This window comes from Pseudomonas sp. GM55 (assembly GCF_000282395.1).
In the GTDB taxonomy this organism is placed as follows: Bacteria; Pseudomonadota; Gammaproteobacteria; order Pseudomonadales; family Pseudomonadaceae; genus Aquipseudomonas; species Aquipseudomonas fluorescens_CC.
The window spans coordinates 1-25,986 of the sequence record NZ_AKJJ01000109.1; the positions used below are offsets into that span (position 1 = coordinate 1).

Consider the following 25,986-nt stretch of genomic DNA (forward strand, 5'->3'; position numbering starts at 1 on the left):
GGCGCCTGCCGTACCAGGTCGAGTCGAGGCTGCGCTGGCGCACGGCCTCATCGAAATCCCGATAGCCTTCGGTGGAGTACCGGTAGCCGGCAAAACGCAGATTGGTGTTGGAGGCGAAAGCCTTGCCGTACTTGAGGGCATAACTCGTGCCCTGGACCTGCCGTGAATCCACGGAGTCAATGTCGGCGCTGGAGCGCGTCACGTCAGCGGCTACGGCGCCGAACGAGCCCAGGTCCCGAGCGGCGCCGAAGGTACCTGCCCGGTAGAATTCACTGGCCAGCAGGCCGCCATACAGGGTTGAGTTCCACCCTGTGCCCATGGCCAGGGTGCCTTGCCAGAGCATCGGCTCTTCCCGATTTTGCGCGCCGTTATAGCGACCCAGGGCAGCGCTGTAGCGCCATACGCCTTCGCGCAACAGGTTACTGAGGGTTGCGTACGGTTGGGTGAAACGCCTGACCTGACCATCAGCCTCGGTGAGGACGATCTCCAGCTCGCCGCTGCCGCTGGTACTCAGGTCGTCGATTTCATAGGGGCCGGGGCTGACATAGGTGGAGTAGACGGGATAACCGTTCTGGAACACTTCGAGCTTGGCCCGCGTTTGTGCGACCCCACGGATAATCGGCGCATAGCTTTGCAGGACATCCGGCAGCATGCCCATGTCCGAGGCAATCAACGCACCTTTGATCGGCAGGCTTCTGAATACATCGCCGCTGGTGAACGTCTCACCTAACGTCAGGTTGGCGTGGGTGCCGGGCAGGTCGCGTTGTGCATAGGTGTAGGCACGGGTCCATTCGCGATTGCCGTCTTCGTTCTGGCGCAACGACTGATTACTGCGCATGCGCCAGTGTCCCAGATTGAATCCGCCATTGAGGTACAGATCATCGGTGTTCTGCCTCCCACGATAACGGTTGGTGCCTTGCTGTGCCGATGCCTGATAGCTGACGAAAGCGGCATTGATACCCGGGTCCCACCGTTCGGGATCGATCCGTCCGGTAACGTCACGGCGAAGGGCGATTTGAGGGATGGAAATCGCCAGTAACAGCCGACTGCCATCGAAATCGATTTCGCTGCCCGGGATCAGCGCCAGCAAATCCACGCATTGCGATTGCAACAGTTCAGGTTCTGCCAGGCTGTCGAGCCGCACGCCCATCTCGTCCAGCAGTTGGGCCGAGAGACAAGGTAACAGTCGGTCATTGCCTGGACTGAAGACGAATTCGATTTCACGTTGGCCGAAATAAACCAGGTTGAGTTGAATATCGACCCTGTAACGACCAGGTCCCAGGTGGTGTGTCTGAGCCAGGGCGTGCAGCGCTTGCAGGCCGGCATCGCTTGTGTGTTCCGGGCTCTGGCGCATGAAGCTCGATTGAAATTCGACGGGTGATTGTGCTGCCTGGGCAGGCCTTGCGTCAGCGAGCAAGGCACCGCTGCAGCCTGAGATAAATAAAGGAACCAGGCGCAGCTGCAAAGGCGCGAGTCGACATCTGAAAGATAAAGGGAAGGTCATGATTCGGCTGCACTGTCTCAAGGGGCGAACTGAATTGGCAGGGTCAGCGGGGTGGAGTAGCCGCCGTAATCGTTGATGGCCGAGAACTCAACCTGCCTCCCTGGCTGGGTGCGCTGGTCCTTCAACGCGTAGATTTGTCGCGACAGGGGAGCGACCATTTCGGCGTTTTCGACAGGGAAGAGTTGATCCTTTTCCTTGATTGCGATGCGAACGAACGACACATGGAAAGGTGTTGGGTTGTACACCTCGAGTTGCGCCTTGCCATCGGCCTTGGTGATGGACCATTGCAGATCCTTCAGGCGCGACATCGGGTTGTCCTTGAGTTGGACGGGCCGGTAGAACAGCTTGATACGCGTGTGCAGTGCGATGTTCAGGGCATTGCCTTGCCCGGCAATGGCTTGCGGTATTTCCTGGACATTGAAATAAAACAATGACTCCCGATCTGTCGGCAGATCATTGGGCAGGCCATTGATCTGGACTTGCTGCTCTTTGCCCGGATTGAGCCGAAACAGCAGAGGCGAGGGCAGAAAGGGGACCGGCGTGGTGACATCGTCAGCGGCGGTGTTGACCCAGGTTTGTACGGCGAAAATTCGCTCGCTGGGGTTGGTGACAATCAACGAGGTGCTGCGTTTGTCGCTCTCGAACACTACCCGGGTTCCGCTGAGTGTCAGGGCGGCCTGAGCACATGGAATGGCGGCTGTCAGCATCATTACAGACAGGCAGGCGCCGAGGACCGGCCGGGAAATGGCCGCCTGCTTGATCGAATCAAACATTAATCAGTACCTTTTTTCAGGAGAAAAAAACAGGTTGGGCAGCATTGAGTACCCTTACCCGCCAAGGAGGCGGGCGAGGGTTGGAGCGTGAGTATCAGTTGATGGCTACGACGAACTGCACGTCCGCGGAGGCTGGACCGGCCGTTACCGCCGAGGCCGTGGAGCGGTAATAAGCGTCGAACCGCATGTCGGTCGGACCGGTGTCGTTCAGGTCATAATCGGCCGAAGTGCCGCCAGGAGCGACAGAGGCGCCGGTTCTGTCCCTGATTACGATTACTACGTTCTTGGCGGCGTCTGTCGTTGGGGAAACGGCAAAAAAAGCGCCAGTAGGGTCCGCGGTACCGTTGAAGGTGGCGTTGGCCTTGCTGCTCGGTGTAATAGAGCAACCGGGATCACCGTTGACACGCAAGGCAAAGCCCTTGCCACGGAGTTCCTGGCCTGCTGCGGTGAACCGACTGGCCTGGATGGTGCCCATTTTCACCTGGTTGCCGATGGAGCCATCGTCAGGGTTGACGACATCAATCCGGCAGGTGCTGGCATCGATCCTGCCCTCGAAGTGAATGGTGCCAGTATTGGCGAACGCCGAAGCGCCGAACAGGCTGGCGGTCAGACCGAGGGAGAGGGTGAGGAGAGACTTTTTCAAACGTTGTTCCTTTTCGATTAAACAGTGCCGGGCGTTTAAAGGTCGAGACGATGCCGTTGTGGCACTGTGAATTTTGGGTGGTAAAGCTTGAGGAGTTGCGGTGTCTCGAAGGGCGATTCTAGAAAGCGGGAGGAGAAGGGGATATGAGAGAACTCTCAGTTGGAGCAAAGAGTTGCAGAGTCACGGCGTGCCATTGACAGGGATAGCTCTATCCATGATTTGAGGTGAGGTGAGGTGAGGTGAGGTGAAAAGTCACTACAGATAGTGGGCGGAGCGAATCAATGGAATATTAATTGTTAGAAAAACCCTTGATTAACGAATGAATGTTTCGTTAATCAAGGGGTCGAGATTGATCAGGAATTTTGTGGTGCCATTGGAACAGTCAACATTGGTATGACAACTGGTGTGAAGCCTTCGGTCCTGCCTGTATGTGTCCACTTACCCGTTATTGAATCTTTCCGATATATCCCAGCAATGTTAGGCGGAACGTTTCGCGGGCGAGTATTTCTCACTTCATGTGGATCATAGGACGATGGCTGCGAAGAACCAGATCCAGCTGGCCCACGAGGTCCAGCAGGTCCAGCTTCCTCCGGATAGTTGGAGTCCGTTTGGCGAGGGAGGGTTGAATGGATACTCGTACTGCGAGGGGGATCCTGTAAATCAGAGTGATCCCACAGGCCATGTAAGTTTTTTCAAAGGCTTTCTTAATTTTCTTGGTTTGAGAAAGCCGCGCGCAACCGCGACACTTGCGCCAGAAACTATAAGGCCCTCGTCTAATCTGCGCCCCGAATCGACCACTCAGTCAAGGAGCAATGAACAATCAACCCCAAGATTACCAGCCTATAGCGGCGAGTTAGAGGGTAGGGATCTGCGGGAGCCTCGTCTACCAAATTATGAGGAGGATAACCTTATCAAATCGAATGTAGAGCGTTTTGTGCGATTGGAAGAGACCAAAGCCAAAATTTCGACAGGTCAGCTTCTTCCTGAGCTCCGAAAAGCCGATAAAAAAATGGCAATTGATCTCCTTAATGAAGAAATTGCTGAAATTCGTAAAGTCCAATATGGAATTCTTTTTGAGAATCCGCGGCAACCAGCTTCAAGAGCCACAACTGCGGACCAACAAAGACGAAATAGGCACGTTCTCGGGAGACTAATCAATGAAAATTCACGGAGGTAATGGCAATCAGACGTTGCTAAGTATTCCGACGCAGTCACGGGGAATGCCCAGCCTGTTCTATAGATCAATGCTATCCGCGAATTGTTACAAGGCATCGTCATCCGGACGGTTAGGGTGATGCGTCTTTTTTAGCGAATGCTCACTTTGTGTCATCCCAGTCCACTCACCCGGGCAAACTCCACCAACCCACCGTCATGGCCAAGTCCCAACTTGTCCATGGCGGTTCTTTTTTGTCGGCTGATGGTTTTTTCGCTGCGGTTCAATTGCGCGGCGATTTGCCGGCCGGACAGACCTTGCACGAACAATCGCACCACTTCCAGTTCCCGTTCGGAAAGGCTGACTACGGGGGAACCTGTAACGGAAGAGGGCATTGCCTGGGTTTGCAGAATTCGTGCAAATTCAGGGCACAGGTGTCGGCGTCCCCTGGTCACCGTGTGGACGGCTTTTACGAGTTCGCTCAGAGGGCTGCGCTTGTCAAACAGACCGCATACACCCTGATTGAGCAAGGCTCGCAGCAGTGAAGGATTGCGCAGCATGGTCATGACTATCAGCGGTATGTGGCTGAAGTTGCGTTTGAGGTAACCCATCAACGCCAGACCATCGGGGAAACGGCCATAGGGCATCGAGTAATCACTGATCAGCAAGTCACAAGGCGTTCGCTGCAAATGACCGATCAACTCACCGGCGTCGTGGGCCTGGGCGACTACCTTGAAAGGGTGACTGAGGGCCGTTTGGGCACCCATCAGCACCACGGGATGGTCGTCTGCGAGGATGATGCGAAAGGTTCTGTTCGAGTGATGCCTGCACGGTACGGGCGTATCGTCACAGGCATCGTCGCGGGTGGGGTCAAATTGTTGCTGGGTGAATATGTTTTGCAACGTCATGAAAAGTCTCAGCAAGGTCAGTAATTGGCCGGCCGCTGAAGAGGGGCTGATTCAAGGTGAATGGATCAGTCCTTGTTCCAGCGCCATCACCATGGCGATCCAGCGTGATCTCACGCCGAACTTTCGGCGGATGTTACAAAAGTGGTAGTTCACACCTGCTTCGGTACAGTCGACGATCCGGGCGATTTCCCAGGACGACTTGCCGGCGGCGGTCCACTGCAAGACTTCCTTTTCCCTGGCCGTGAGCTTGATCGCCTGGGGGGCTCGCACTCCTGTTGCTGAAATTTGACCGGGGCTGTAGACCGAAGCGAAGCGGTATTGGAACGGTACATAGTCGAATCTCCCATTCATCATCATTGACGGCGTGGGCGCGGCAGAATCTTCCTACTTCATTCAGGCATGGTTCGCGCGGCCGTCCTTCAGGCACCTGTGTAGGGCTGTAGGCACGGTCTTCTTATAGCGCGATTAATTTGCCTTGAAACCTGTCAGAAATTACAGGTAGCGACTGTAATCCGACTCTGAGGAAAGAGCTGTCAGTCGAAGCGACCGGGGATGTAGGGGATTTCTCTTCATTTTTCACGCGCCAACTGAGCACCTAACTTGATGATTCGATGGTTTTTTTGATGGGCGGGAAGTTAGCGCGTCCAGCTGGAAGCATTGCGCTTGATGAATGTGTTCGCCAATCGCAACAGGGCACGGGGCATTGAGCAACTGATGAATGGGCGGCCGGCCTGATGGAAGTGCATTGCAGATTCTGCCCCTTTGTCGGAATGCCGCCCGGAGCCGGCTCGCCCCCACAAGGACACCAACCTGCCTGTAGGAGCGAGCCTGCTCGCGAAAGCTATCGGACAGACACTGAAGCCCTCACGACCTCCACGTCGCACCATTGACCAGGTTCGCCGGCCGCTCACCCGCCAGTGCCGCCAGCAGGTTGTCCACCGCACAGCGCGCCATCGCCTCCCGCGTTTCATGAGTCGCCGAGCCGATGTGCGGTGTCGCCACCACATTGTCCAACTGCAACAGCGGCGAGTCGGCACTCAGTGGCTCGCGTTCGAACACATCCAGCCCGGCCGCGCGGATCCGGCCGGCGCGCAAGGCTTCGATCATCGCCGCTTCGTCCACCACCTTGCCCCGGGAAATATTGATAAAGATGGTTTCCGGGCGCATCAGAGCGAACTGCCCGGCGCCGATCAAGCCTTCGGTTTCAGCAGTCAGCGGCAAAGTCAGGCAGACGAAATCGGCCTGTTGCAACAACTCGGGCAGGCTGCGGTATTGCGCATTGAAACGCGCCTCGACCGCCGGTTTCGGCGAGTGGCTGTGATAGATCACCGGCATGCCGAAACCGAAATGCCCGCGCTGGGCCAGGGCCTCGCCGATGCGGCCCATGCCGATGATGCCCAGGGTCTTGCCGTGCACATCGGTACCGAACTGCGCGGGGCCGACGTTGCGCTGCCAGTGGCCTGCGCGAACCATGTTCGCCAGTTCCACCACGCGCCGGGCGGTGGCCAGGATCAGGGCGAAACCGGTGTCGGCGGTGGTTTCGGTGAGCACGTCCGGGGTATTGCTGAGCAGGATGCGCCGCTCGGTCAGGTAGTCGATGTCGTAGTTGTCGACGCCCACGGAAACACTGGCAATGGCTTGCAGGTTGGGCGCCAGATCAAGCAGTTCGGCATCGAGCTTGAGGCTGGCACCGAGTAAACCCTGGGCGCGGGGCAGGGCCTCGCGCAGTTGCGCCAGGCCTTGAGCGTCGAGGCTTTCGATCAGCGTCACCTCGGCCTGTGCCTGAAGGCGCTCCATCAATTGCGGCGAAAGTTTCTTGTATAGCACTACCTGCTTTTTCATCGTCGTCATCTCAACATCTGTTCAAGGGTGAGCCGCGGTTGGCCGTGGTACGGCGGGCTTGACCACGACCCGGTCACTGGCGCCGGGCTTGAGGAAAATCGTCAGCACCACCGAAAACATCAAGGCACCGCTCATCAACAGATACGACGCGCCGGGCGAACCGGTGGAGCTGTTCAGGTAACCGACCAGCCAGGAACCGCCGAAGGAGCCGAGGGCGCCCATGCTGTTGATCAGCGCCATGGCACCGCCGGCGACATTGGACGGCAGGATTTCCGGGATGATCGCGAAGAACGGCCCGTAAGGCGCATACATGCAGGCGCCGGCAATCACCAGCAGGGTGTAGGACCACCAGAAATGTTCGGCGCCCAGGGCGTAGGAGCCGTAGAAGGCAATCGAGGCGATCAGCAGCGGCGGCCAGACGAAGCGTTTACGCTTTTGCAATTTGTCCGAGCCCCAGGACACCAGCAACATGCCGATCACTGCTGCCAGGTACGGCAGCGCCGACAGCCAGCCGGCCTCGACCATGTCCATCTGCGCGCCGGCCTTGAGGATCGATGGCAGCCACAACACGAAGCCGTAGACGCCGATGCTCCAGCAGAAAAACTGCAAGGCCAGGATGATGACTTTCGGCGAGCGGAAGGCTTCGGCGTAGTTCTTCACCGCCTTGATGCCGACCTGTTCGGCGGCCAGGGCGCTTTCCAGGTCGAGTTTTTCCCGGTCGCTGAGCCACTTGGCCTGGGACGGACGATCATCGGCCAGACGCCACCAGATAAACGCCCAGAGTACCGCCGGCAAACCTTCGATGATGAACATCCAGCGCCAGCTGAAATGCTGCACCAGGTAGCCCGATACTACCGACATCCAGAGCATGGTCACCGGGTTGCCAAGGATCAGGAAGGTGTTGGCCCGCGAGCGTTCGGCACGGGTGAACCAATGGCACAGGTAGATCAGCATCGCCGGCATCACCGCGGCTTCGACCACGCCGAGCATGAAGCGGATGACGATCAGCCAGTAGGCGTTGGAAACGATCCCGGTCAGGGTCGCCAGGCTGCCCCAGAGGATCAGGCTGACGAAAATCAGTTTCTTCACGCTGTGTTTCTGGGCGTAGATCGCCCCTGGTACCTGGAAGAAAAAATAGCCGAGGAAGAACAGCGCGCCGAGCATCGACGACAGGCCCGGGGTGATCATCAGGTCGGCGGCCATGCCTGAAGCGGCGGCGAAGCCGTAGTTGGCGCGGTCCAGATACGCCAGGCTATAGGTGATGAACACGATGGGCATGATGTACCACCAGCGGCGGGTGGCGAGGGTTGCGGTTTTCATGGGTGGTGCTCCTGAGCTTGTTGTTTTTGTCGCAGCAGGTAACGGTTCTAAATCTTCAGTGACTGTGCCGGCCTCATCGCGGGCAAGCCCGCTCCCACAGTGGTTGTGTGTTGTTCATCAATTTGGTGGCAACCCGGGGCCCCTGTGGGAGCGGGCTTGCCCGCGATGGCGACCTCGAATTCGCCGGACATTTCAAGTCGAGTGGGCAACCCCTCCATATCCCCCCGACTCTGCACCGCCCGGCTGCCAATCCAGTTGGCGCGCTTCACGGCGTCGGCGAAGCTGTGGTTCTCCAGCAGCGCGCTGATCATGCCGACGGCGAAACCGTCGCCGGCACCGACGGTGTCGACCACGGTTTGCACCGGCACGCCGGCGACGAAACCCTGGGCCAGATGCGTGCGGTAGTAGGCGCCATGGGGACCCAGCTTGATCGCCACGGCTTCGGCACCCTGGTCGAGGTAGAATGCGGCGATGTCGGCCGGGTCTTCGAAACCGGTCAACAAGCGGCCTTCGCTCAAGCCCGGCAGCACCCAATGGGCGAGGGCGGCGAGGCGGTTGATCTCGGTGACCATCTGTTGTGTGCTGGCCCACAGGCTCGGGCGCAGGTTCGGGTCGAAGGACACGCTGCGCCCGGCATCGCGCATGCGGGTCATCAGTTCAATGGACATCTGCCGCGCCGATTCCGACAGTGCCGGGGGGATGCCGGTGGCGTGCAGGTGTCGGGCCTTGAGCAGATCAGGAACGATCGACTGTGGCGACAAATGGCTGGCCGCCGAGCCGCGGCGGAAATATTCGACCCGAGGATCGTCGCCATCGTCGGTGCGCGACTTGAGCTGAAAGCCGGTAGGGTGCGCTGCGTCGATGGCCACGTTGCTGCAATCGAGGCCTTCCCTTTTCAGGGTGTCGACCACGAATCGCCCCAAAGAGTCGTCGCCAACGCGGCTCAGCCACGCCACCTTGAAACCCAGCCGCGACAGGCCGATGGCGACGTTGCTGTCGGCCCCGGCAATGCGTTTGTGAAAGTGGTCGACATTGGCCAGGTCGCCGTTCTGATCGGCGACGAACATGGCCATGGTTTCCCCGAACGAGAGGATATCGAGCTCAGACATGCGCACTCTCCAGCTGCGCCTGGCCCAAGTGGGCGAGGGCGGTGACATGTTCGCGAGTCAGTTGCACCAGGTCGTCGCCTTGCAGCGGGTATTCCGCGGCCCGCATAACCCCTTGGGCCATGTGCCGCAGCAGCTGTTCCCACCCATGCAAGTCGCTGGCGGCCGGTGGGATGGCAATCAGTTTGCCGTCGGCGCGGCGGGTCACGGCCTTGCAGTGCACATAACCGACATGGCGACCGAGCAAGCGCGCGGCGCTGGCGGCGGACTGGTCCTGCCAATGCCAGTTGCCGATATCGAAGGTCATCCTGATCGGCAGGTGGTGCTGCTCGACTTCATCGAAAAAGCGCTGGAACGGTTCGATGCGGCCGCCGTGCAGGGTCTGGTCGTTTTCCACCAGCAACTGCACCGGGCTTTTGCGCAGAATTTGCGCCAGGGTTTGCAGGTTGCTGTTGTCGGTGAAGTAGCCCAGTGAAACCTTGAGCCATCTGGCGCCGAATGCCAGGGCACGTTGCAGGGCGATAGGCAATTGAGCATTGGGTTTCGACTGACCGGCCAGCCACAGTTCCATCGGCGAGGAATAGACGCTCTGCAAGCCCTGCGCTTGGGTCGCTGCGGCCAGTTTTGCCGGGTGTTCGTCGGTGAGCAATTCTTCACGCCATTCAATGTGCGTGGCACCGGCGGCGGCCAGTATGTCGATGAAGCTGCCTTGGCCGCGCTGGCGCACCAGGTCGGCGCCGTAGCTGGAAAGGCTGATGGAAACGGCGGGTTTGTTCATTGTTTTTCTACCTCTGAAACCGGTTTCATTTTTGTTCAAAAAAAAGCGCAGGGATTGGCTTGTGTGGTGAGGGTAGGAACGCCTTCGCTGGCAAGCCAGCTCCTACAGAAGACCGCAGTGCCATTGTAGGAGCTGGCTTGCCAGCGAAGGCGTCCTTACGTTGAAACACGCAATGTTGTCGACCCCCGCACAATCAACCGCGCCGAAAAATCCAATGTGCGCACCGGCCCGTCATCCCCGCGCAAGCGCTTGAGCAGGCATTCAAACGCGCGAGCACCGATTTCCTCGGTCGGCTGGGCGAGGGCGGTGATGCCGCTGCCCACCAGCGGGTACCAATCCAGATCATCGAGGGCAATCAGGCCCAGGTCTTCAAACAGTTTGCACTGCAGTTCACGCAAGGCATGGGTGCTCGCCAGGGCGGCAATACCGTTGGCACAAAACAGTGCTTTCGGGCCCGGGCCGGGGGTGTCGAGGAAGGTTTTCAAATGCGCAGTGAGCTCACTGCCGGTCTCGATGATTGACCCGCTCAGGCGTGGTCGTTGCGCAAGTTGCGCCTTGAAGCCGTTGACTCGTTCGATCCGCGAACTGGTGCCGTCGAAGGGTTCGGTGACCAGCAACAGGTCGCGGTAGCCGCGTTCCTCCAGGTGATCCAGGGCCATCTCGACTGCCTGCGGGTTATCCAGCCCGACCATATCGCTCTCAAGGTGTTCGACCTTGCGGTCCACCAGCACCAGGGGCATTTCCCGGTGCAGTTCGTGCAATTCGTCGCGGTGGTGGCCGAGGGTGTTCACGATCAGGCCTTCGATGTTGTACGAGCGCAACAGGGCCAGGTGCTGGCGTTCCTGCTCGTCATCGCGGTCGGTGTTGCACACCACCAGGCTGTAGCCGTACTGACGGCAAGCGGTTTCCACGCCATGCATCACGGCAATCGAATAGGGGTTGCGGATATCGGCCACCAGCATGCCGATCAGGCGCGTGCGCCCGCGCTTGAGACCGCGGGCCATCTGGTTCGGGCGGTAGCCCAGTTCGGCAATGGCCTGCTCGATGCGCTGGGCGATGGCGTCGGAGAGCAGGGCGCGGTCTTCGCCGATGAAACGCGAAACGCTGGCCTTGGAGACCTTGGCGTGTTCGGCCACATCGAGCATGGTCACGCGGCTGCGCTGGGCGGCGGAGAAATCGTTCACGGCTTGAACCTTCTTATTGGATTTATCAGGCTGGACACTTCTTGAAGCGTCTCTGAAACCGGTTTCAGGAGACACCAAAACCGGATTCGCCGTCAAGCCCCCGGTTGTGAATTGTCCGACAAAAGGCTTCAGGCCAGCATGCTCGACCAGGCCGAAACCAGTAACAACAGGGCCATGCAGCGGTTGAACCCTTGCATGGCGCGGGGTGAGCGCAGCCAGCGGCTCGATCCGACGCCAAGCAACGCCCAGGCCCCCAGGCAGGGCAGGGAAACCAGGAAAAACGCCAAAGACAGGTACAGCACATGCAGCAGCCGATCCTCGCCCACCCCGGCGAACACGCTGACCACGGCCAGGGCCATCATCCAGGTTTTCGGGTTGATCCATTGCAGACCGGCGGCGCCCAGCAGCCCAAGGCGGGTTTGCTCATTGCGAGCGTTGATGGCGCTGACCGGCGCGCGGAAAATCTGCCACGCGAGATAGCTCAGCCACGCCACGCCAACCCACTGCATGACGGCTTGCAATACCGGCCAACGCGTCAGGGAAGACCCCGCGCCGGCACCCACCAGCAATACAAGGATCGCGGCGCTGGCACAGGCGCCAAAAATGATGGGAACCGCAGCGAACAGACCGAACCGGGCGCTATTACTCAACACCAGAATATTGGTCGGACCGGGTGTGATGGCGGCGACAAAGGCGAACAATAGAAAGGGCAGGAACGTCGGAAAAGAGGAAAGCATCGCAGGCAAACTCCGTTGAAGATCGGTGAGTTGATCTTCAAGTCGCCCGGGCTATCTGTCTGGAAGATTTGAGCAGCGCGTGCGGTACATCGCCGGCGTCAGGCCGTACGCACGCACGAACCAGCGCCCAAGATGACTCTGGTCGGCAAAGCCCAGGGTCATGGCCACCACTGCCGGCAGTTCACCACGGGCCAGCATCCGCCGGGCCGTGGCCAGGCGCAACTGCACCAGATAGGCGTGGGGCGCCATGCCATAGGCGGCCTTGAAGGCGCGGGTCAGGCGGAAGCGGTCAACGCCCGTTACCGCCGCGAGTTGCTCGAGGCCAATGTCCTCGTGGGCGTGGGCATGCAGATATTCACGGGCTTTCTGCGCCACCAGGGGTAAACGCGGATCTTCTGCGTAGCACGCACGCCAGTGCAGATGGCGGGTCAGGCGTTCGAGCAAGCCATCGAGCGCGGTCTGGCGCACGATTTTCAATTCGCCGCGATGCAGGTTTTCAAACGCCAGGCTGGTGGCGCTTGCGAGCTGCACATCCGTGGCCAAGGTGTTGGCGAAGCACAATTGGCTGTTGTCCGGCGCCTTGTCGAACACAGCGCCGAGTTCGCGTTGCAGCCACTGCGGGTCGAGGTAAAGCATGCGGTAGGTGAAACCGTCCTCGGTGGGAGCCTCGCCATCATGGATATCACCGGGTTCGAGCAAAAACACCTTGCCCGGCGTGCTCTGGTGCCGGGCCCGCCGACAGTTGAACTGCTGGACACCCTGCTCGGTGACGCCCACCAGATAGCTGTCATGCCAGTGCGGGTCGTAGGCATGCCCCTCGAAATGCGCGCGCAGGGTCTCGATGCCGGTGTCGGCGTCCTGCTTGAGGTCGATCCAGTTGTGGGTGGTCATGGTGTACCTGCGGGACGAGTTGCCCCCCTATTTAACGCATGTGTCCGGGCCGCGCCTAGAACGTTTGTGCAGTCTTCAATTGAATAGGCCGGCGGCAATGTTGATCGAAAACCCGAGAATCGCGGTATTGAACAGGAACCCGATCAGCGACTGCGCCAGCACGATCTTGCGCAGGCCACGGGTTGCCACGCCGACATCGGAGGTCTGTACGGCGACGCTGAGGGTGAAGGAGAAATACAGGAAGTCCCAGTAATTGGGCGTGGTCAAGCCCTCGGCGAAACGCAGTGCCGGGTCCTTGCCGTCCCAGGTGTAGAACAGCCGCGCGTAGTGCACGCTGAAAATCACCCCGATCAGCAGCCAGGAGCCGAACACGGTCAGCGCGGTGAAACCGTAGTGCAGGAGCTTGCGGGTGGTCTCGAGGTTCTTGCTGCCCGCCAGTTCGAAGGTGATGGTCGCCAGGCTGGCCAGGGCGGCGATGCACACCACGAACAGCACCAGCCCGGCGTTCTCGTCCTCGATCTCGGCGATGCGTTTCACGTCCGTGGCCTTGGAGCGCACGGTGAGCCAGAGCATCAGCACCAGGTAGGTCCAGACCCCGGCGTTCCAGCCGATGAGGATTTTGCTGATGATCGAATCGGCTGGAGCCAGAATACCTGCCGCGACGCCGAGGGTGGCGGCGGCGGACAGACGCGGGTGGGTGTGGGTGAGGTAGGGCATGGTGGCTCGATGGGTCGGGGGATTGCAGACACCTTAGCCCAGCGTTGTCAGGTGTGACCACAATCGACCCTTGCAGGAGCCGGCTTGCCGGCGAAGGGGGCCTTGAGTAAGGCGCTTTTTTTCGGGCGCCTTCGCTGGCAAGCCAGCTCCTACAGGGGGATGTGTTTGGGTCAGGTGGGTTTGTGACGCTTGGGAACGAGCTTCATCACCAGCACAAAAAACACCGGCACGAACACCACCGCCAATGTCGCAGTGATCATTCCGCCAATCACCCCGGTACCGATCGCCTGCTGACTCGCGGAACTGGCACCGGTGGCAATCGCCAGCGGCACCACGCCGAGGATGAACGCCAGCGAGGTCATGACAATCGGCCGCAGGCGCAGGCGTGCGGCTTGCAGGGTGGCGTCGATCAGGTCGTGGCCTTCGTCGACCAGGCTCTTGGCGAATTCGATGATCAGGATCGCGTTCTTCGCCGACAGGCCGATGATGGTGATCAGCCCGACCTTGAAGAACACGTCGTTGGGCATGCCGCGCAAAGTCACCGCCAGCACCGCGCCAAGCACACCCAGCGGCACCACCAGCAGCACCGAGGTCGGGATCGACCAGCTCTCGTAGAGCGCCGCCAGGCACAGGAACACGATCAGTAGCGACAGCCCGAGCAGGAGCGGCGCCTGACTGCCGGACAAGCGTTCCTGCAACGACAGGCCGGTCCATTCCTGACCCAGGCCCGCCGGCCCCAGTGCCACCAGCCGCTCGATTTCCGCCATGGCTTCGCCCGTGCTGTGGCCGGGCTTGGGTTCGCCGGAAATCGCAATCGCCGGATAGCCGTTGTAGCGGGTCAACTGCGCCGGGCCCTGAATCCATTTGGCCTGGACGAAGGCGGACAGCGGCACCATGTTCTCTGCGTTATTGCGCACATGGATCTTCAACAGGTCTTCGACCTGGCTGCGCTGATCGCCTTCGGCCTGCACCACCACCCGTTGCATCCGCCCCTGATTGGGGAAATCGTTGATGTAGGTCGAACCGACCGCCGTGGACAATACGCCGCCGACCTCGGCAAAGGACACGCCCAAGGCATTGGCCTGCTTGCGGTCGACGATCAATTGCACCTGGGGCGCTTCGGCCAGGGCGCTTTCGCGTACATTCATCAGGATCGGGCTTTTCTCGGCGGCCGCCAGCAACTCGGTGCGCGCCTGCATCAAGGTGGCGTGACCGAGGCCGCCGCGGTCCTGCAGGCGGAACTCGAAACCGCTGGAGGTGCCGAGGCCGTCGACCGGTGGTGGCAACACCGCGAAGGCCATGGCGTCCTTGATCCGGCTCAGGGCAATGTTGGCACGGTCGGCAATCGAGCTCGCCGAGTCGTCGCTGCCGCGTTCGGACCAGTCCTTGAGTGTGGTGAACGCCAGTGCCGCGTTCTGCCCGCTGCCGGAGAAGCTGAAACCGAGAATCACCGTGCTGTCGCCGACACCCGGCTCGCCCTCATTGTGCGCCTCGATCTGCTCGACCACCTGCACCGTGCGGTTCTTGCTCGCGCCCGGCGGCAATTGAATGTCGGTGATGGTGTAGCCCTGATCCTCCACCGGCAGGAACGAGGAGGGCAGGCGGCTGAAACACAGCACCAGGCCCACCAGCAGTACGCCGTAGATCAACAGGAAACGGCCGCTGCGTTTCAACGCATAGGCGACCCAGCCTTGATAACGGTCGGTCAGCCGCTCGAAGCGCCGGTTGAACCAGCCAAAGAACCCGGCCTTTTCATGATGCTCGCCTTTGGCGATCGGCTTGAGCAGGGTGGCGCACAGCGCCGGGGTCAAGGTCAGGGCGAGGAACGCCGAGAACAGGATCGAGGTCGCCATCGACAGCGAGAACTGCCGGTAGATCACCCCGACCGAACCCTGCATGAACGCCATCGGAATGAACACCGCCACCAGCACCAGGGTGATGCCGATGATCGCCCCGGTGATCTGCTTCATGGCCTTGCGCGTCGCGTCCTTTGGCGACAGGCCTTCAGTGGCCATGATCCGCTCGACGTTCTCCACCACCACGATCGCGTCGTCCACCAGGATGCCGATGGCCAGCACCATGCCGAACATGGTCAGCACGTTGATCGAGAAACCCAGCGCCAGCATGGTGGCGAAGGTCCCCATCAGCGCCACCGGCACCACCAGGGTCGGGATCAGCGTGTAGCGGATGTTCTGCAGGAACAGGAACATCACCGCGAACACCAGCAGCATCGCCTCGAGCAGGGTGTAGACCACCTTGGTGATCGAGACTTTGACGAAAGGCGAGGTGTCGTACGGAATCTTGTATTCGACGTTGGCCGGGAAATATCGCGACAGTTCATCCATCTTCGCCCGCACCAGCGTCGCGGTGCTCAAGGCGTTGGCCCCCGGCGACAGTTGCACGCCGACGGCGGTCGACGGCTTGCCGTTCAGCCGCGTGGAAAACTGGTATTCCTGACTGCCGATTTCGACTCGGGCCACATCGGCGATGCGCACGGTGGAGCCGTCGGGATTGGCCTTGAGCACGATGTCGGCGAATTCCTCGGGCGTCGACAGCTGGCCCTTGACCAGGATGGTCGCGGTGATTTCCTGGGTGGTGCGGCTTGGCAGGTCGCCGATGCTGCCGGCCGAGACCTGGGCGTTCTGCGCGACGATGGCGGCGTTGACATCGGCCGGCGTGAGGTTGAAACCGATCAGCTTCTGCGGGTCGATCCAGATGCGCATCGCCCGCTCGGCGCCGTAGAGTTGCGCCTTGCCGACGCCGTCCAGGCGCTTGATTTCGTTCATCACGTTGCGCGCCAGGTAGTCGCTGAGCGCCACGTCGTCGAGCTTGCCGTCGCTGGAGGTGAGGGTGATCAGCAGCAGGAAGCCGGCGGAGACCTTCTCTACTTGCAAGCCTTGCTGGTTCACCGCTTGGGGCAGGCGCGACTCCACCACTTTCAGACGGTTCTGCACATCCACCTGGGCCATTTCCGGATCGGTGCCGGGCTGGAACGTTGCCTTGATCGTGGCGCTGCCGAGGCTGCTCTGGGATTCGAAATACAGCAAATGGTCGGCACCGTTGAGTTCTTCCTCGATCAGGCTGACCACGCTTTCGTCCACGGTCTGCGCGGAAGCGCCGGGGTACACGGCATAGATTTCGATTTGCGGCGGCGCGACGTCGGGGTATTGCGCCACCGGCAACTGCGGGATGGCCAGGGCGCCGGCCAGCAGGATGAACAGGGCGACCACCCAGGCGAACACCGGGCGGTCGATAAAGAACTGCGGCATATACAAGCGTCCTGCTTACTGGTCAGAAACCTGGGCAAATGGAAGAGGGGTGTCGTCGATCTGCACTTTTTCGCCGGGGCGGGCGTGTTGCAGGCCTTCGATGACGATGCGGTCGCCGGGCTTGAGGCCGCCGGTGATCACCCAGCGGTCGTTCTGCACCGGGCCCAGTTCCACCGGTTGCTGTCCGACCCGCTGTTCGGCGTCGAGCAGCAGCACCTGGGCAATCCCGGCGCTGTCGCGCTGAATGGCCCGTTGCGGCACGCTGATGCCCTGCTGGTTGACCGCCTGTTCCAGGCGCACGCGCACGAAGCTGCCGGGCAGCAGGTCGAGGTCGGGGTTGGGGAATTCACTGCGCAGGATGATCTGGCCCGTACCGGGATCGACCGTGATATCGCTGAACAGCAGTTTGCCCGGCAACGGGTAGAGGCTGCCGTCATCCTGGATCAGCGTGGCTTTGGCCTGGCCTTGGCCCACGGCCTGCATTTGCCCGGAGCGGAATGCCCGGCGCAGGTCGTTGAGTTCGCGGGTCGATTGGGTGAGGTCGGCGTGGATCGGGTTCAGTTGCTGAATCAGGGCCAGGGGCGTGGTTTCGTTCTGCCCGACCAGTGCGCCTTCGGTGACCAGCGCACGCCCGATACGCCCGGAAATCGGCGCGGTGACCGTGGCGTAACCCAGGTTCAATTTCGCCCGCTCGACAGCCGCCTTGCTGGCGGCCAAATCGGCGGCGGTCTGGCGTGCGTTGGCCCGGGCATTGTCGTAGTCCTGGCCGCTGACGGCCTTGTCGTCGATCAACTGGGCGTAGCGCTGTTCCTGCAAACGGGCCTGGAATGCGTTGGCCTCGGCCTTGCGCAATGCCGCTTCGGCGCTGTCGAGGTCGGCCTTGAACGGCGCGGGGTCGATGCGGAACAGCACGTCGCCTTTTTTCACATCGCTGCCTTCATGGAAGGCTCGTTGCAGCACGACACCCGGCACCCGGGCCCGCACCTCGGCGATGCGTGGCGCGGCAATGCGCCCGCTCAGTTCGCTGCTGATCGACAACGGCCGGGCTTCGATGGTTTCGATGCGCACGGTGGCCAGCGGCGCCGGTTCATCGGCGGTGGAGGCCTTGTCGCACGCGCTCAGTGTCAATGCCAGTGCAATCAGGCTGAGCCTGGCAAACAGATTCTTTGACATGAATTACCCCAATAATGACCCCGGCATGCTACCGGGCGCCGGCGAGGGTAGCGGTGAAGCTTTGTAGGTGCTGTGTGAAATTGTGTAAGGGTTTTACTCAGGTGTGTGCGGGGGCGTATATCCTTCAGACTTTGAATCTTCTTGCGCCTGTCAGGCCGCTTTCGCTGGCAAGCCAGCTCCTACAGGGATCTGCACGGTTGTAGGAGCTGGCTTGCCAGCGAAAGCGGCCTATCCGACGCCACTGCATTTTCTGGAAACACCCATGCCCAACATCCTCCTGGTCGAAGACGACACCGCCCTCGCCGAACTGATCGCCAGCTACCTGGAACGCAACGGTTACTCCGTCAGCGTGATCAGCCGCGGCGATCAGGTACGCGAGCGCGCGCGGCTCAGTCCGCCGGATCTGGTGATCCTCGACCTGATGCTCCCCGGTCTCGATGGCCTGCAGGTCTGCCGCTTGCTGCGCGCCGATTCGGCGACCTTGCCGATCCTGATGCTCACCGCCCGCGACGACAGCCACGATCAGGTGCTGGGCCTGGAAATGGGCGCCGACGACTACGTCACCAAACCCTGCGAACCGCGTGTGTTGCTTGCCCGGGTACGCACCTTGCTGCGGCGCAGCAGTCTCATTGAACCGCAGGCGGGCAACGACCGCATTCTGATGGGCAACCTGTGCATCGACCTGTCCGAACGCACCGTGACCTGGCGCGGGCAACCGGTGGAATTGTCCAGCGGCGAATACAACCTGCTGGTGGTATTGGCCCGACATGCCGGTGAAGTGCTCAGTCGCGACCAGATCCTGCAACGCCTGCGCGGTATCGAATTCAACGGCACCGACCGTTCGGTGGACGTGGCGATCTCCAAGCTGCGACGCAAGTTCGACGACAACGCCGGCGAGGCGCGCAAGATCAAGACCGTGTGGGGCAAGGGCTACCTGTTCAGCCGTTCCGAGTGGGAATGCTGAAGCCGATGTTCAGAATCCTCTTTCGTCTTTACCTGGTGACCATCGTCTCCTTCAGCGCGGCGATTTACCTGGTGCCGGACATGGTGATCAAGGTCTTCCACGAACGCTTCGTCACCTACAACCTCGATTACTCCCGTGGTTTGCAGACCCTGATCGTCAAGCAGTTCAAGGCCGTGCCGACCGATCAATGGCCGGCCCTGGCCGCTGAAATGGACAAGGACTTCCATCCACTGCATATCGTGCTCAGTGACAATGACGACAGCAGTCTGACGCCCAATGAACAGCAGCGTTTGCGCCGCGGCGAGAACGTCGTGCGCGTGGGCGACTGGGGCTGGCGCACGCTGGCCGTCGCGCCGCTGAATGAGCGCAGCGTGGTGCAAATGGTCGTGCCACCGGATCCGCTGGACGTCAGCCTGTTGTACTGGAGCATCAACGTCCTGATCGGCGCGACCATGCTCGCTTGCCTGTTGCTGTGGCTGCGCCCGCACTGGCGTGACCTGGAACGCCTCAAGGGCGCGGCCGAACGCTTTGGCAAGGGTCACTTGAGCGAGCGCACGCATATTTCCCCGAGCTCCAACATCGGCAGCCTGGCCAGCGTGTTCGACACCATGGCGGGGGATATCGAGAGCCTGCTCAACCAGCAGCGGGACTTGCTCAATGCGGTGTCCCACGAGTTGCGCACGCCGCTGACGCGCCTGGACTTCGGCCTGGCGCTGGCGCTGTCCGACGACTTGCCGGCGGCCAGCCGCGAACGCCTGCAAAGCCTGGTGGCGCACATCCGGGAACTCGATGAATTGGTGCTGGAGCTGCTGTCTTACAGTCGCCTGCAAAGCCCGGCGCGGCTCACGGAGCAGGTCGAGGTGTCGCTGGATGAATTCATCGACAGCATTCTTGGCAGCGTCGACGAAGAAATGGAGTCTCCGGAAATCGTCATCGACGTGCTGCTGCACGGCCAGCTCGAACGCTTCAGCCTGGACCCGCGCCTGACCGCCCGCGCCTTGCAAAACCTGCTGCGCAACGCCCTGCGCTATTGCGAGAAACGGATTCAGATCGGTGTGCAGGTGCACGCCGACGGCTGTGAGATCTGGGTCGACGATGACGGCATCGGCATTCCGGATGACGAGCGCGAGCGGATTTTCGAGCCGTTCTACCGCCTCGACCGCAGCCGCGACCGCGCCACGGGTGGATTTGGTCTGGGGCTGGCGATCAGCCGTCGGGCGTTGGAGGCGCAGGGAGGCTCACTGACCGTTGCAGCCTCGCCGATTGGGGGCGCGAGGTTTCGGTTGTGGTTGCCGACGTCGGCCTGAGCCTGGGGTTAAGTGTCAAGGCGAATACGCCCGCTTTCACTACTCAGAGAGTGTGTAGTAGACCGAGCAGGCGATGGTAAAGGTTGCGATGTCAAACTCTGAGAGTCCGGGTGTCGTCCTCCTATTGGGCTGGAGAATTCTGAGTAGCTAGGAGGTCGCGAGTTGATATGTGGAAGAGTTCTATCACTTATCTCGTAGGGAGGGGGAAGGGCCCGGTCAGGCAGCGGACTACTTCTACTTTCAGGCCAGTAACCCGGCGGCAGCTCGCGGTGCCGGGAGCCGGGTGACAACTGTTGCAGGGCTATGCTCCTTCGTCTGGAATCAATACTATCTCTCGGCTGCAAACGCCGATTCCTCACAAAATGGTTAACCTTCATTTTAAAGCCCAGCGTAGCAAGTGAGGCTGCAGCAATTGAAAGTCCTACTAGCACCCCCTTAACCGTCTTGTCCTCTACTAACTGCGATCCAACAAGAGCTCCCACTGCAACAGTCAAGGAAGTTCCGATTAAAATACTCAAGAAAGGAAGATGTCCCGTCGGATCACTCAGATTTACCGGGTCTCCTACACAATACGCATACGTATTCAAACCACCGTCCCCAAACGGACTCAAGCTATCCGGGCTACTGAGCCGCATCAACACCGGGTTGAACTGCCGATAACCATTGCCCAGAGGATAATGCCCGGTCAACGGGTCCCGCCGTTCGCCATTGAACCCAAGCAGGCTGAGCAATCCGTTTTCCGGGGAACGGTGGCCGTAGGGTGTGTAGGTGGCAGGTTGCGGTCCCGTGGCGCTGAGCGTATTGAGCACTGAGCGTTGCTGATCGGTTGCCAGCAAGGTGTTTTCGATCCGGGCGTTTGCATGGCGTTGTTGCGCCAACAGCTGATCTTCGTGCTGGAAAATACTGTTGCGCACCGAGCCTTGAATTTCCGTGGCCAGTCGGGTTTTGCAGTAAAAACGCTGAAGGCTGTCCAGGGTTGATGGCGCGCTGTTGTCCAAACGGTCCAGCGCATCATAGTGATAGTGGCACAGCACGGTTTCGCGAGGGGAAGCAGGCATTTTCCGAGCTCAAGGTAAGGTTCGATATTCGTACCTTTAGCATCGACTGTTTCCCGGTTGTTGCCCACTAGCAGAACTGCTAGGTCTTGGGTTCAACAAGCGCCAGCGTCCTCGGCGGGTTCATCGTTCGTTACAGGCTCAAGCGCTCAACCGACTGCGCAACAGCTTGGCCATCTCCTCCAGATCCGTCATCGGCTGATGCCCGATCAGCATCCAGGCGTGTTCCATGTCTGCCCAATACACGATGTTCAGCTCGCGCCGCCGTTCCCGGGCAAATTGGCGACTGCCGCTGTTGGAGCGGGTGACGCACAGCGCCATGGGGCCGTGCTCCGGATCGAGGTAGGTGATCTGGGCGATGGGCGCACCGTCGTATTCGAGGATTTGCGCACGCTTGAACTCGGCACGGGGCAGGCTCAGTTTTGCCGGCGCGAGGTCAAGGCCCAGGCGCACATCGATGGTCCGCAGTTGTGCCCGTTGGCTGGCTTCATCAGCGGGTAAATGATCCAGGGTTTGCGGCACGTAGAGCGCCATGTAATCGGCCACCAGGCCGCGCCAGCTGTGTGTCTGCTGGCTCGCTTGCCAACCGAGGAACAAACGGTCCGCCAGCACGCCGCCGGCCAGCAGTCCGGCCGCCGCGGCAAGGAACCAGCGTCGATTGAGCGCTGGGCGCACGGGAGAGGGCAGTGTGGCGAGCATGGCTTGCAGGCGATCCACCGGGGCCTGCCGGGCCAGTTCATCGTAGGCGTCCTTGAACGGCAGGCTGCTGCGACCCAGCCATTGCAAGCGCAGGCCGAGCATCGGGTCGGCGATGAGGGCCGCGTCGATGCGCGAGCGCTGCTCGGCATCGAGTTGGTTGTCGAGGTACGCCACCAGTTGTTCGTCCGAGGGTTTGGCGCTCATCAATGTTCTCCTCGGTTAGGGTTGGGCACCGTGTGCAACGGTGGGTATTCGGCCAGTTTCGCCCGAGCGGTGGCAAGGCGACTCATGACCGTGCCGATGGGTACTTGCAGCACATCGGCAACTTCGCGGTAGGACAACCCTTCGACGTAGGCGAGAAACACGGTTTCGCGCTGGGCCTCGGGCAATGCATCGACGCGCCGGATGACCTGTGCCGCCAACACGTGGGTCTGCGCCACGGATTCTCCATCGAACGACAAGGCTTGATCGGCATCCACCCAGCCCTGACCTTGACGCACCCGTTGGGCGCGGACTTCGTTGAGCCAGATCGAATGCAGAATGCTCAGCAGCCAGCGGTCCATGCGCGTTCCAGGCTCGTATTGCCCGGCCCGTTCCAGCGCCCGCACGCAGGTGGCCTGTACCAGGTCATCGGCGACATGCCGTTGCCGGGACAACAGCAGGCCGTAGCGCCATAAACGCGCCAGGTGCTGGTACAGTTCCGTTCGTATTGTCTGATCGCTGGCGATGGCGACCTCCGTCCGCTCGGGTTGTCAGGTTTTTGATGAACCGTTGATGGCTTCGGCCAGGTCCTGGTACTCCTCGCACTGGGTATTGCCGCAGATGGCTTTGATCTGCTGCAGTTGCTCCTGTGCAAGATCCAGCCGGCCTTTGACCACATAGGCCTCGCCCAGGTATTCACGGACTTGCGCGTATTGCGGGTCGAGTTTTACCGATTGCAGGTAATAACCGATGCCTTCGTCGGTTCGCCCCAGTTTACGCGTGGCGTAGCCGCGATAGTTCAACGCTTTTGCCGTATTGGGCTGTTTCAGTGTGTCGAGCAGGGCCAGGGCTTCTTCATAACGCCCGTCCTTGGCCAGTTGATAGGCATAGTTGGTGCGGTCTTCGTCAGGCACCAGGTTGCTGGTCTGCCTGACGCACCGCTGCGATCGGGTATCGAGCACCTGACCTTTGGGGCAATGGGGTCTGGCGGGGGGCTCGTCACCGCCGCCGCCACCGTTGGCCAGGGCGAGGGAGCCGGACAGCGTAACGGTCAGCAACAGCGGGGTCATCAGAACAGCAAAACGAATACTCATGGGCTTGGCTCCACAGGTTCATGGGTTTCAGATCAGGTCGCGCCCCGCCAGATGCAGCGCAAGGTCGAAACGGCCAACGGCTTGAACAATTGAAGGGAGCTGACGGCCCCCGACAATCTGATGTTCACGGTTGATGTCATGAGAACACCGCAGCATGCACAATTATTCATTACGTTCCGACGATGAACGATGTCTCGCTATCAGCCCAGCAAACGAATGGACGAGCCGGCAGACCAGGCCTGGATGTCCTCGATCATTTGCGAGAAGAACAGCCGGTAGTTCTGTTGGCTCACGTACCCGACATGGGGGGTTGCCAGCACGTTATCCAGCGTCCGGAATGGATGGTGGGCGGGCAACGGCTCCTGTTCGAAGACGTCCAGAGCGGCACCGGCCAGCCGCTGTTTCTGCAGCGCCTTGATCAGTGCCGCTTCATCGACAATCGGTCCGCGAGCGGTATTTACCAGCAGCGCCGTGGGCTTCATCCAGCCCAGTGCTTGCGCGTCCACCAGGCCGCGACTGCGGTCGCTGAGCACCAGGTGCACCGACAACACGTCGGCCTGTTCGAACAGTTCCTGCTTGCTGACATGGGTCACACCGACTTGCGCCGCACGTTCGGCGGTTAGGTTTTCGCTCCAGGCGATGACGCGCATGCCGAACACCTGACCGAACTGCGCGACGCGCTGGCCGATGCTGCCAAGGCCGAGGATCGCCAGCGTCTTGCCGTGCAGGTCGCCGCCCAGGCCTTGTTGCCACTGGCCGGCACGCAAGGCATTGGCTTCGACCACCAGGTTGCGGGTGGCGGCCATGATCAGCGCCCAGGTCAGTTCCGGTGCGGCGTGTTTGTAGCTGTCGGTGCCGCAGACCTGAATGCCCAGCGCGGCGGCAGCTTTCAGGTCGAGCGCGGCGTTGCGCATGCCGCCGGTCACCAGCAGTTTGAGCTTCGGCAGGCGGCGCAGCAGGTCTTCATCGAAGCGGGTGCGCTCACGCATCACGCAAATCACCTCAAACCCGGCCAGGCGCTCGGCCAGGGATGGGTTATCGGTGGGGTAGTCATGAAGAAAACTCACCTGGCCGACGCTGTCCAGCGCCGACCAGTCCACCACATCCCGCGCCACATCCTGCCAATCATCAAGCACTGCAATCTGTACAGGCATCAGCCTTTCCTCTTCAACGCACGGGGTTGGTCTTGTTCAGCCAGGCAAGCAGGGCCTGGTGGAATTATGCCGGTTGTTCCATCTGTGGCGCGTGGCCCATGCCAGGGAATTCGACCCGCGTCTGCCGATGCTGGCTCGGCTCGATCAGGGCGAGATTAAACACAGGCAATCGCCGCCTTTGATAGTTCAACCCATCCAGCCCGATGTCGCTACGGCCAGCACGCCGTAGCGGGCACCTTTGGCCAGGGTGACGATCAGCAGGAAGCGCCCCAGGGGCTCGCGCATGACCCCGGCGACCAGCGTCAGCGGATCGCCGATCACTGGCAGCCAACTGAGCAGTAATGACCAATGGCCGTAGCGTTGGTAATGAAACCGGGCTTTTTCCAGGTGCCGGGGGTTCACTGGAAACCAGCGCCGGTCACGGAATCGCTCGATCCCGCGACCCAGCCACCAGTTAAGCAGCGAGCCCAGGACGTTGCCGAGCGTTGCCACTGCCAGCAGTGCCCAGAGCCAATACCGATCGCTGAGCAGCAGTGCGACCAGCACGGCTTCGGATTGCAACGGCAGCAGCGTGGCGGCACCGAATGCGGCGAAAAACAGCCCGAGGTACGCGCCGGACATCAATGGGCGGGGTAGTCCGCAACCACCACGTCAGTGCCGTCCTTTTTCAGACCAATGACCTGATAGGCATCGCTCATGCCGTCCATTTCCATGCCGGGCGAGCCCATGGGCATGCCGGGGGCGGCGACGCCAAGCAGATCGTTGCGCTTGCTCAGGGCCAGGACCTGAGCGGCCGGGACATGACCTTCGACGAATTTGCCGTTGATCAATGCGGTGTGGCACGACGCCAGGCGCGGCGGTACACCGTGCTGTTGCTTGAACTCACTCATGTTGGCTTCGACGTGGTCTTCGACCTTGAAGCCATTGGCCTCCAGGTGGGTGATCCATTTTTTGCAGCAACCGCAATTGGCGTCGCGATGAACCTCGATCGGAATGAGGTCGGCGGCCTGGGCCAGGGAGGAAATGAACAGGGCGCTCAGGGCGATCAGACGCAGAGGGTTTCGCATGGGATTCGTCTCGGCTAACGGGCAAAAAAACGCATTTTGACCATTTTTATTGGTCAGGCATTCAAGGAGTGTTTCGAAATACTACAAAGTTCCGCCGTTCGATGATGGTAGATCAACGCTGTCAGGCAGATGAGGGGCACATTACAAAATCGTCAGGTGAAAGGCAGAAGGTGCGTGTCTATGTGATCCCCGGGTTCAAAAAGGTTTTTCACGCAATCCCGGGGAACACCGATACCTGTAGGAGCCGGCTTGCTGGCGATGGCGGCCTTCTGGCTGGAGTATTTTATTGGTGGTGTACATATCCATTTCTGCGGTAACGGCCGCCCCTTTGGTGTACGCATTCCCTGTAGGAGCTGGCTTGCCAGCGATGGCGACCTTACGGCCGACCATTTTCTTCCTGGTGTACATATTCATTGCTGCGGTAACGGCCACTTATGGTTCCGCCCT

General features: G+C 60.6%; 26 protein-coding genes. 4 read left to right on the forward strand and 22 right to left on the reverse strand.

What is annotated here, in order from left to right; translation table 11 throughout:
- The 3 genes from PMI31_RS24465 to PMI31_RS24475 all read right to left on the reverse strand — a co-directional run.
- A partial coding sequence (locus tag PMI31_RS24465; RefSeq protein WP_157213305.1) for a fimbria/pilus outer membrane usher protein occupies positions 1 to 1,504 on the reverse strand: 1,504 nt, incomplete at its 3' end.
- Between the two features lie 17 nt (positions 1,505 to 1,521).
- Positions 1,522 to 2,277 (reverse strand): fimbrial biogenesis chaperone, encoded by a 756-nt coding sequence (locus PMI31_RS24470; RefSeq protein ID WP_008021784.1) that lies wholly within the window; start codon positions 2,275 to 2,277, stop codon positions 1,522 to 1,524.
- 94 nt (positions 2,278 to 2,371) lie between these two features.
- A complete protein-coding gene (locus PMI31_RS24475) occupies positions 2,372 to 2,920 on the reverse strand; it encodes a fimbrial protein (protein ID WP_008021786.1) in 549 nt (182 codons plus the stop codon).
- A gap of 532 nt (positions 2,921 to 3,452) precedes the next feature.
- On the opposite strand from PMI31_RS24475, the gene PMI31_RS31975 reads away from it, so the two are divergent.
- Positions 3,453 to 4,097: a hypothetical protein gene (locus PMI31_RS31975; RefSeq protein WP_008021787.1), complete on the forward strand. Its 645-nt coding sequence runs from the start codon at positions 3,453 to 3,455 to the stop codon at positions 4,095 to 4,097.
- Positions 4,098 to 4,246: 149 nt separating this feature from the next.
- On the opposite strand, the gene PMI31_RS24480 is transcribed toward PMI31_RS31975, so the two are convergent.
- The 12 genes from PMI31_RS24480 to PMI31_RS24535 form a co-directional block, all read right to left on the reverse strand.
- Positions 4,247 to 4,981: a response regulator transcription factor gene (locus PMI31_RS24480; protein WP_008021789.1), complete on the reverse strand. Its 735-nt coding sequence runs from the start codon at positions 4,979 to 4,981 to the stop codon at positions 4,247 to 4,249.
- A 51-nt stretch (positions 4,982 to 5,032) separates the two neighbouring features.
- Positions 5,033 to 5,203, reverse strand: a complete 171-nt coding sequence (locus tag PMI31_RS24485; protein ID WP_338010036.1) for a LuxR C-terminal-related transcriptional regulator — start codon at positions 5,201 to 5,203, stop codon at positions 5,033 to 5,035.
- A 642-nt stretch (positions 5,204 to 5,845) separates the two neighbouring features.
- Positions 5,846 to 6,823 (reverse strand): 2-hydroxyacid dehydrogenase, encoded by a 978-nt coding sequence (locus PMI31_RS24490; RefSeq protein ID WP_008021793.1) that lies wholly within the window; start codon positions 6,821 to 6,823, stop codon positions 5,846 to 5,848.
- A 21-nt stretch (positions 6,824 to 6,844) separates the two neighbouring features.
- Positions 6,845 to 8,143, reverse strand: a complete 1,299-nt coding sequence (locus tag PMI31_RS24495; RefSeq protein ID WP_008021795.1) for an MFS transporter — start codon at positions 8,141 to 8,143, stop codon at positions 6,845 to 6,847.
- 47 nt (positions 8,144 to 8,190) lie between these two features.
- Positions 8,191 to 9,252 (reverse strand): sugar kinase, encoded by a 1,062-nt coding sequence (locus PMI31_RS24500; RefSeq protein ID WP_008021797.1) that lies wholly within the window; start codon positions 9,250 to 9,252, stop codon positions 8,191 to 8,193.
- Complete coding sequence (locus PMI31_RS24505) at positions 9,245 to 10,027, reverse strand: sugar phosphate isomerase/epimerase family protein (protein ID WP_008021799.1); 783 nt, start codon at positions 10,025 to 10,027, stop codon at positions 9,245 to 9,247. Before PMI31_RS24505 ends, PMI31_RS24500 begins: the two co-directional genes overlap by 8 nt.
- A 155-nt stretch (positions 10,028 to 10,182) precedes the next feature.
- Positions 10,183 to 11,211 carry a LacI family DNA-binding transcriptional regulator gene (locus tag PMI31_RS24510; RefSeq protein WP_008021801.1) on the reverse strand — a complete coding sequence of 343 codons (1,029 nt, stop codon included), beginning with the start codon at positions 11,209 to 11,211 and terminating at the stop codon, positions 10,183 to 10,185.
- A gap of 128 nt (positions 11,212 to 11,339) precedes the next feature.
- Positions 11,340 to 11,948 carry a LysE family translocator gene (locus PMI31_RS24515; protein WP_008021803.1) on the reverse strand — a complete coding sequence of 203 codons (609 nt, stop codon included), beginning with the start codon at positions 11,946 to 11,948 and terminating at the stop codon, positions 11,340 to 11,342.
- A 51-nt stretch (positions 11,949 to 11,999) separates the two neighbouring features.
- Positions 12,000 to 12,839: an AraC family transcriptional regulator gene (locus PMI31_RS24520; RefSeq protein ID WP_008021805.1), complete on the reverse strand. Its 840-nt coding sequence runs from the start codon at positions 12,837 to 12,839 to the stop codon at positions 12,000 to 12,002.
- Positions 12,840 to 12,914: 75 nt separating this feature from the next.
- Positions 12,915 to 13,556 carry a DUF1345 domain-containing protein gene (locus PMI31_RS24525; protein WP_008021807.1) on the reverse strand — a complete coding sequence of 214 codons (642 nt, stop codon included), beginning with the start codon at positions 13,554 to 13,556 and terminating at the stop codon, positions 12,915 to 12,917.
- A gap of 170 nt (positions 13,557 to 13,726) precedes the next feature.
- Entirely contained in the window at positions 13,727 to 16,825 is a 3,099-nt protein-coding gene (locus PMI31_RS24530; protein ID WP_008021809.1) for an efflux RND transporter permease subunit, read from the reverse strand.
- A 15-nt stretch (positions 16,826 to 16,840) separates the two neighbouring features.
- Complete coding sequence (locus PMI31_RS24535; protein WP_008021811.1) at positions 16,841 to 17,998, reverse strand: efflux RND transporter periplasmic adaptor subunit; 1,158 nt, start codon at positions 17,996 to 17,998, stop codon at positions 16,841 to 16,843.
- 262 nt (positions 17,999 to 18,260) lie between these two features.
- Between PMI31_RS24535 and PMI31_RS24540 the strand changes: the two genes are divergently transcribed.
- Both PMI31_RS24540 and PMI31_RS24545 read left to right on the forward strand, forming a co-directional pair.
- A complete protein-coding gene (locus tag PMI31_RS24540; RefSeq protein WP_008021813.1) occupies positions 18,261 to 18,962 on the forward strand; it encodes a response regulator transcription factor in 702 nt (233 codons plus the stop codon).
- A gap of 5 nt (positions 18,963 to 18,967) precedes the next feature.
- A complete protein-coding gene (locus PMI31_RS24545; RefSeq protein ID WP_043302628.1) occupies positions 18,968 to 20,269 on the forward strand; it encodes an ATP-binding protein in 1,302 nt (433 codons plus the stop codon).
- 8 nt (positions 20,270 to 20,277) lie between these two features.
- Here the strand turns inward: PMI31_RS24545 and PMI31_RS30365 are convergent, their stop codons facing one another.
- From PMI31_RS30365 to PMI31_RS24580, 7 genes are all read right to left on the reverse strand, one after another.
- The gene (locus tag PMI31_RS30365) at positions 20,278 to 21,327 is read right to left on the reverse strand and encodes an RHS repeat-associated core domain-containing protein (RefSeq protein WP_008021817.1); all 1,050 of its coding nucleotides are present in this window, start codon (positions 21,325 to 21,327) and stop codon (positions 20,278 to 20,280) included.
- 138 nt (positions 21,328 to 21,465) lie between these two features.
- The gene (locus PMI31_RS24555; protein WP_008021820.1) at positions 21,466 to 22,227 is read right to left on the reverse strand and encodes an anti-sigma factor family protein; all 762 of its coding nucleotides are present in this window, start codon (positions 22,225 to 22,227) and stop codon (positions 21,466 to 21,468) included.
- Entirely contained in the window at positions 22,227 to 22,709 is a 483-nt protein-coding gene (locus PMI31_RS24560; RefSeq protein WP_443217036.1) for an RNA polymerase sigma factor, read from the reverse strand. The genes PMI31_RS24555 and PMI31_RS24560 overlap by 1 nt, the downstream gene beginning before the upstream one ends.
- A gap of 66 nt (positions 22,710 to 22,775) precedes the next feature.
- Positions 22,776 to 23,318, reverse strand: coding sequence for a tetratricopeptide repeat protein (locus PMI31_RS24565; RefSeq protein ID WP_008021824.1), 543 nt, complete (start codon positions 23,316 to 23,318; stop codon positions 22,776 to 22,778).
- A 200-nt stretch (positions 23,319 to 23,518) separates the two neighbouring features.
- Positions 23,519 to 24,472 (reverse strand): D-2-hydroxyacid dehydrogenase family protein, encoded by a 954-nt coding sequence (locus PMI31_RS24570; protein ID WP_008021825.1) that lies wholly within the window; start codon positions 24,470 to 24,472, stop codon positions 23,519 to 23,521.
- Between the two features lie 186 nt (positions 24,473 to 24,658).
- Positions 24,659 to 25,093 carry a YqaA family protein gene (locus tag PMI31_RS24575; RefSeq protein ID WP_008021826.1) on the reverse strand — a complete coding sequence of 145 codons (435 nt, stop codon included), beginning with the start codon at positions 25,091 to 25,093 and terminating at the stop codon, positions 24,659 to 24,661.
- A complete protein-coding gene (locus tag PMI31_RS24580; protein WP_008021828.1) occupies positions 25,093 to 25,539 on the reverse strand; it encodes a DUF411 domain-containing protein in 447 nt (148 codons plus the stop codon). The genes PMI31_RS24575 and PMI31_RS24580 overlap by 1 nt, the downstream gene beginning before the upstream one ends.
- A 249-nt stretch (positions 25,540 to 25,788) precedes the next feature.
- On the opposite strand from PMI31_RS24580, the gene PMI31_RS31485 reads away from it, so the two are divergent.
- On the forward strand, positions 25,789 to 25,986 hold a 198-nt coding region (locus PMI31_RS31485; protein ID WP_238539318.1), incomplete at its 3' end, for a hypothetical protein.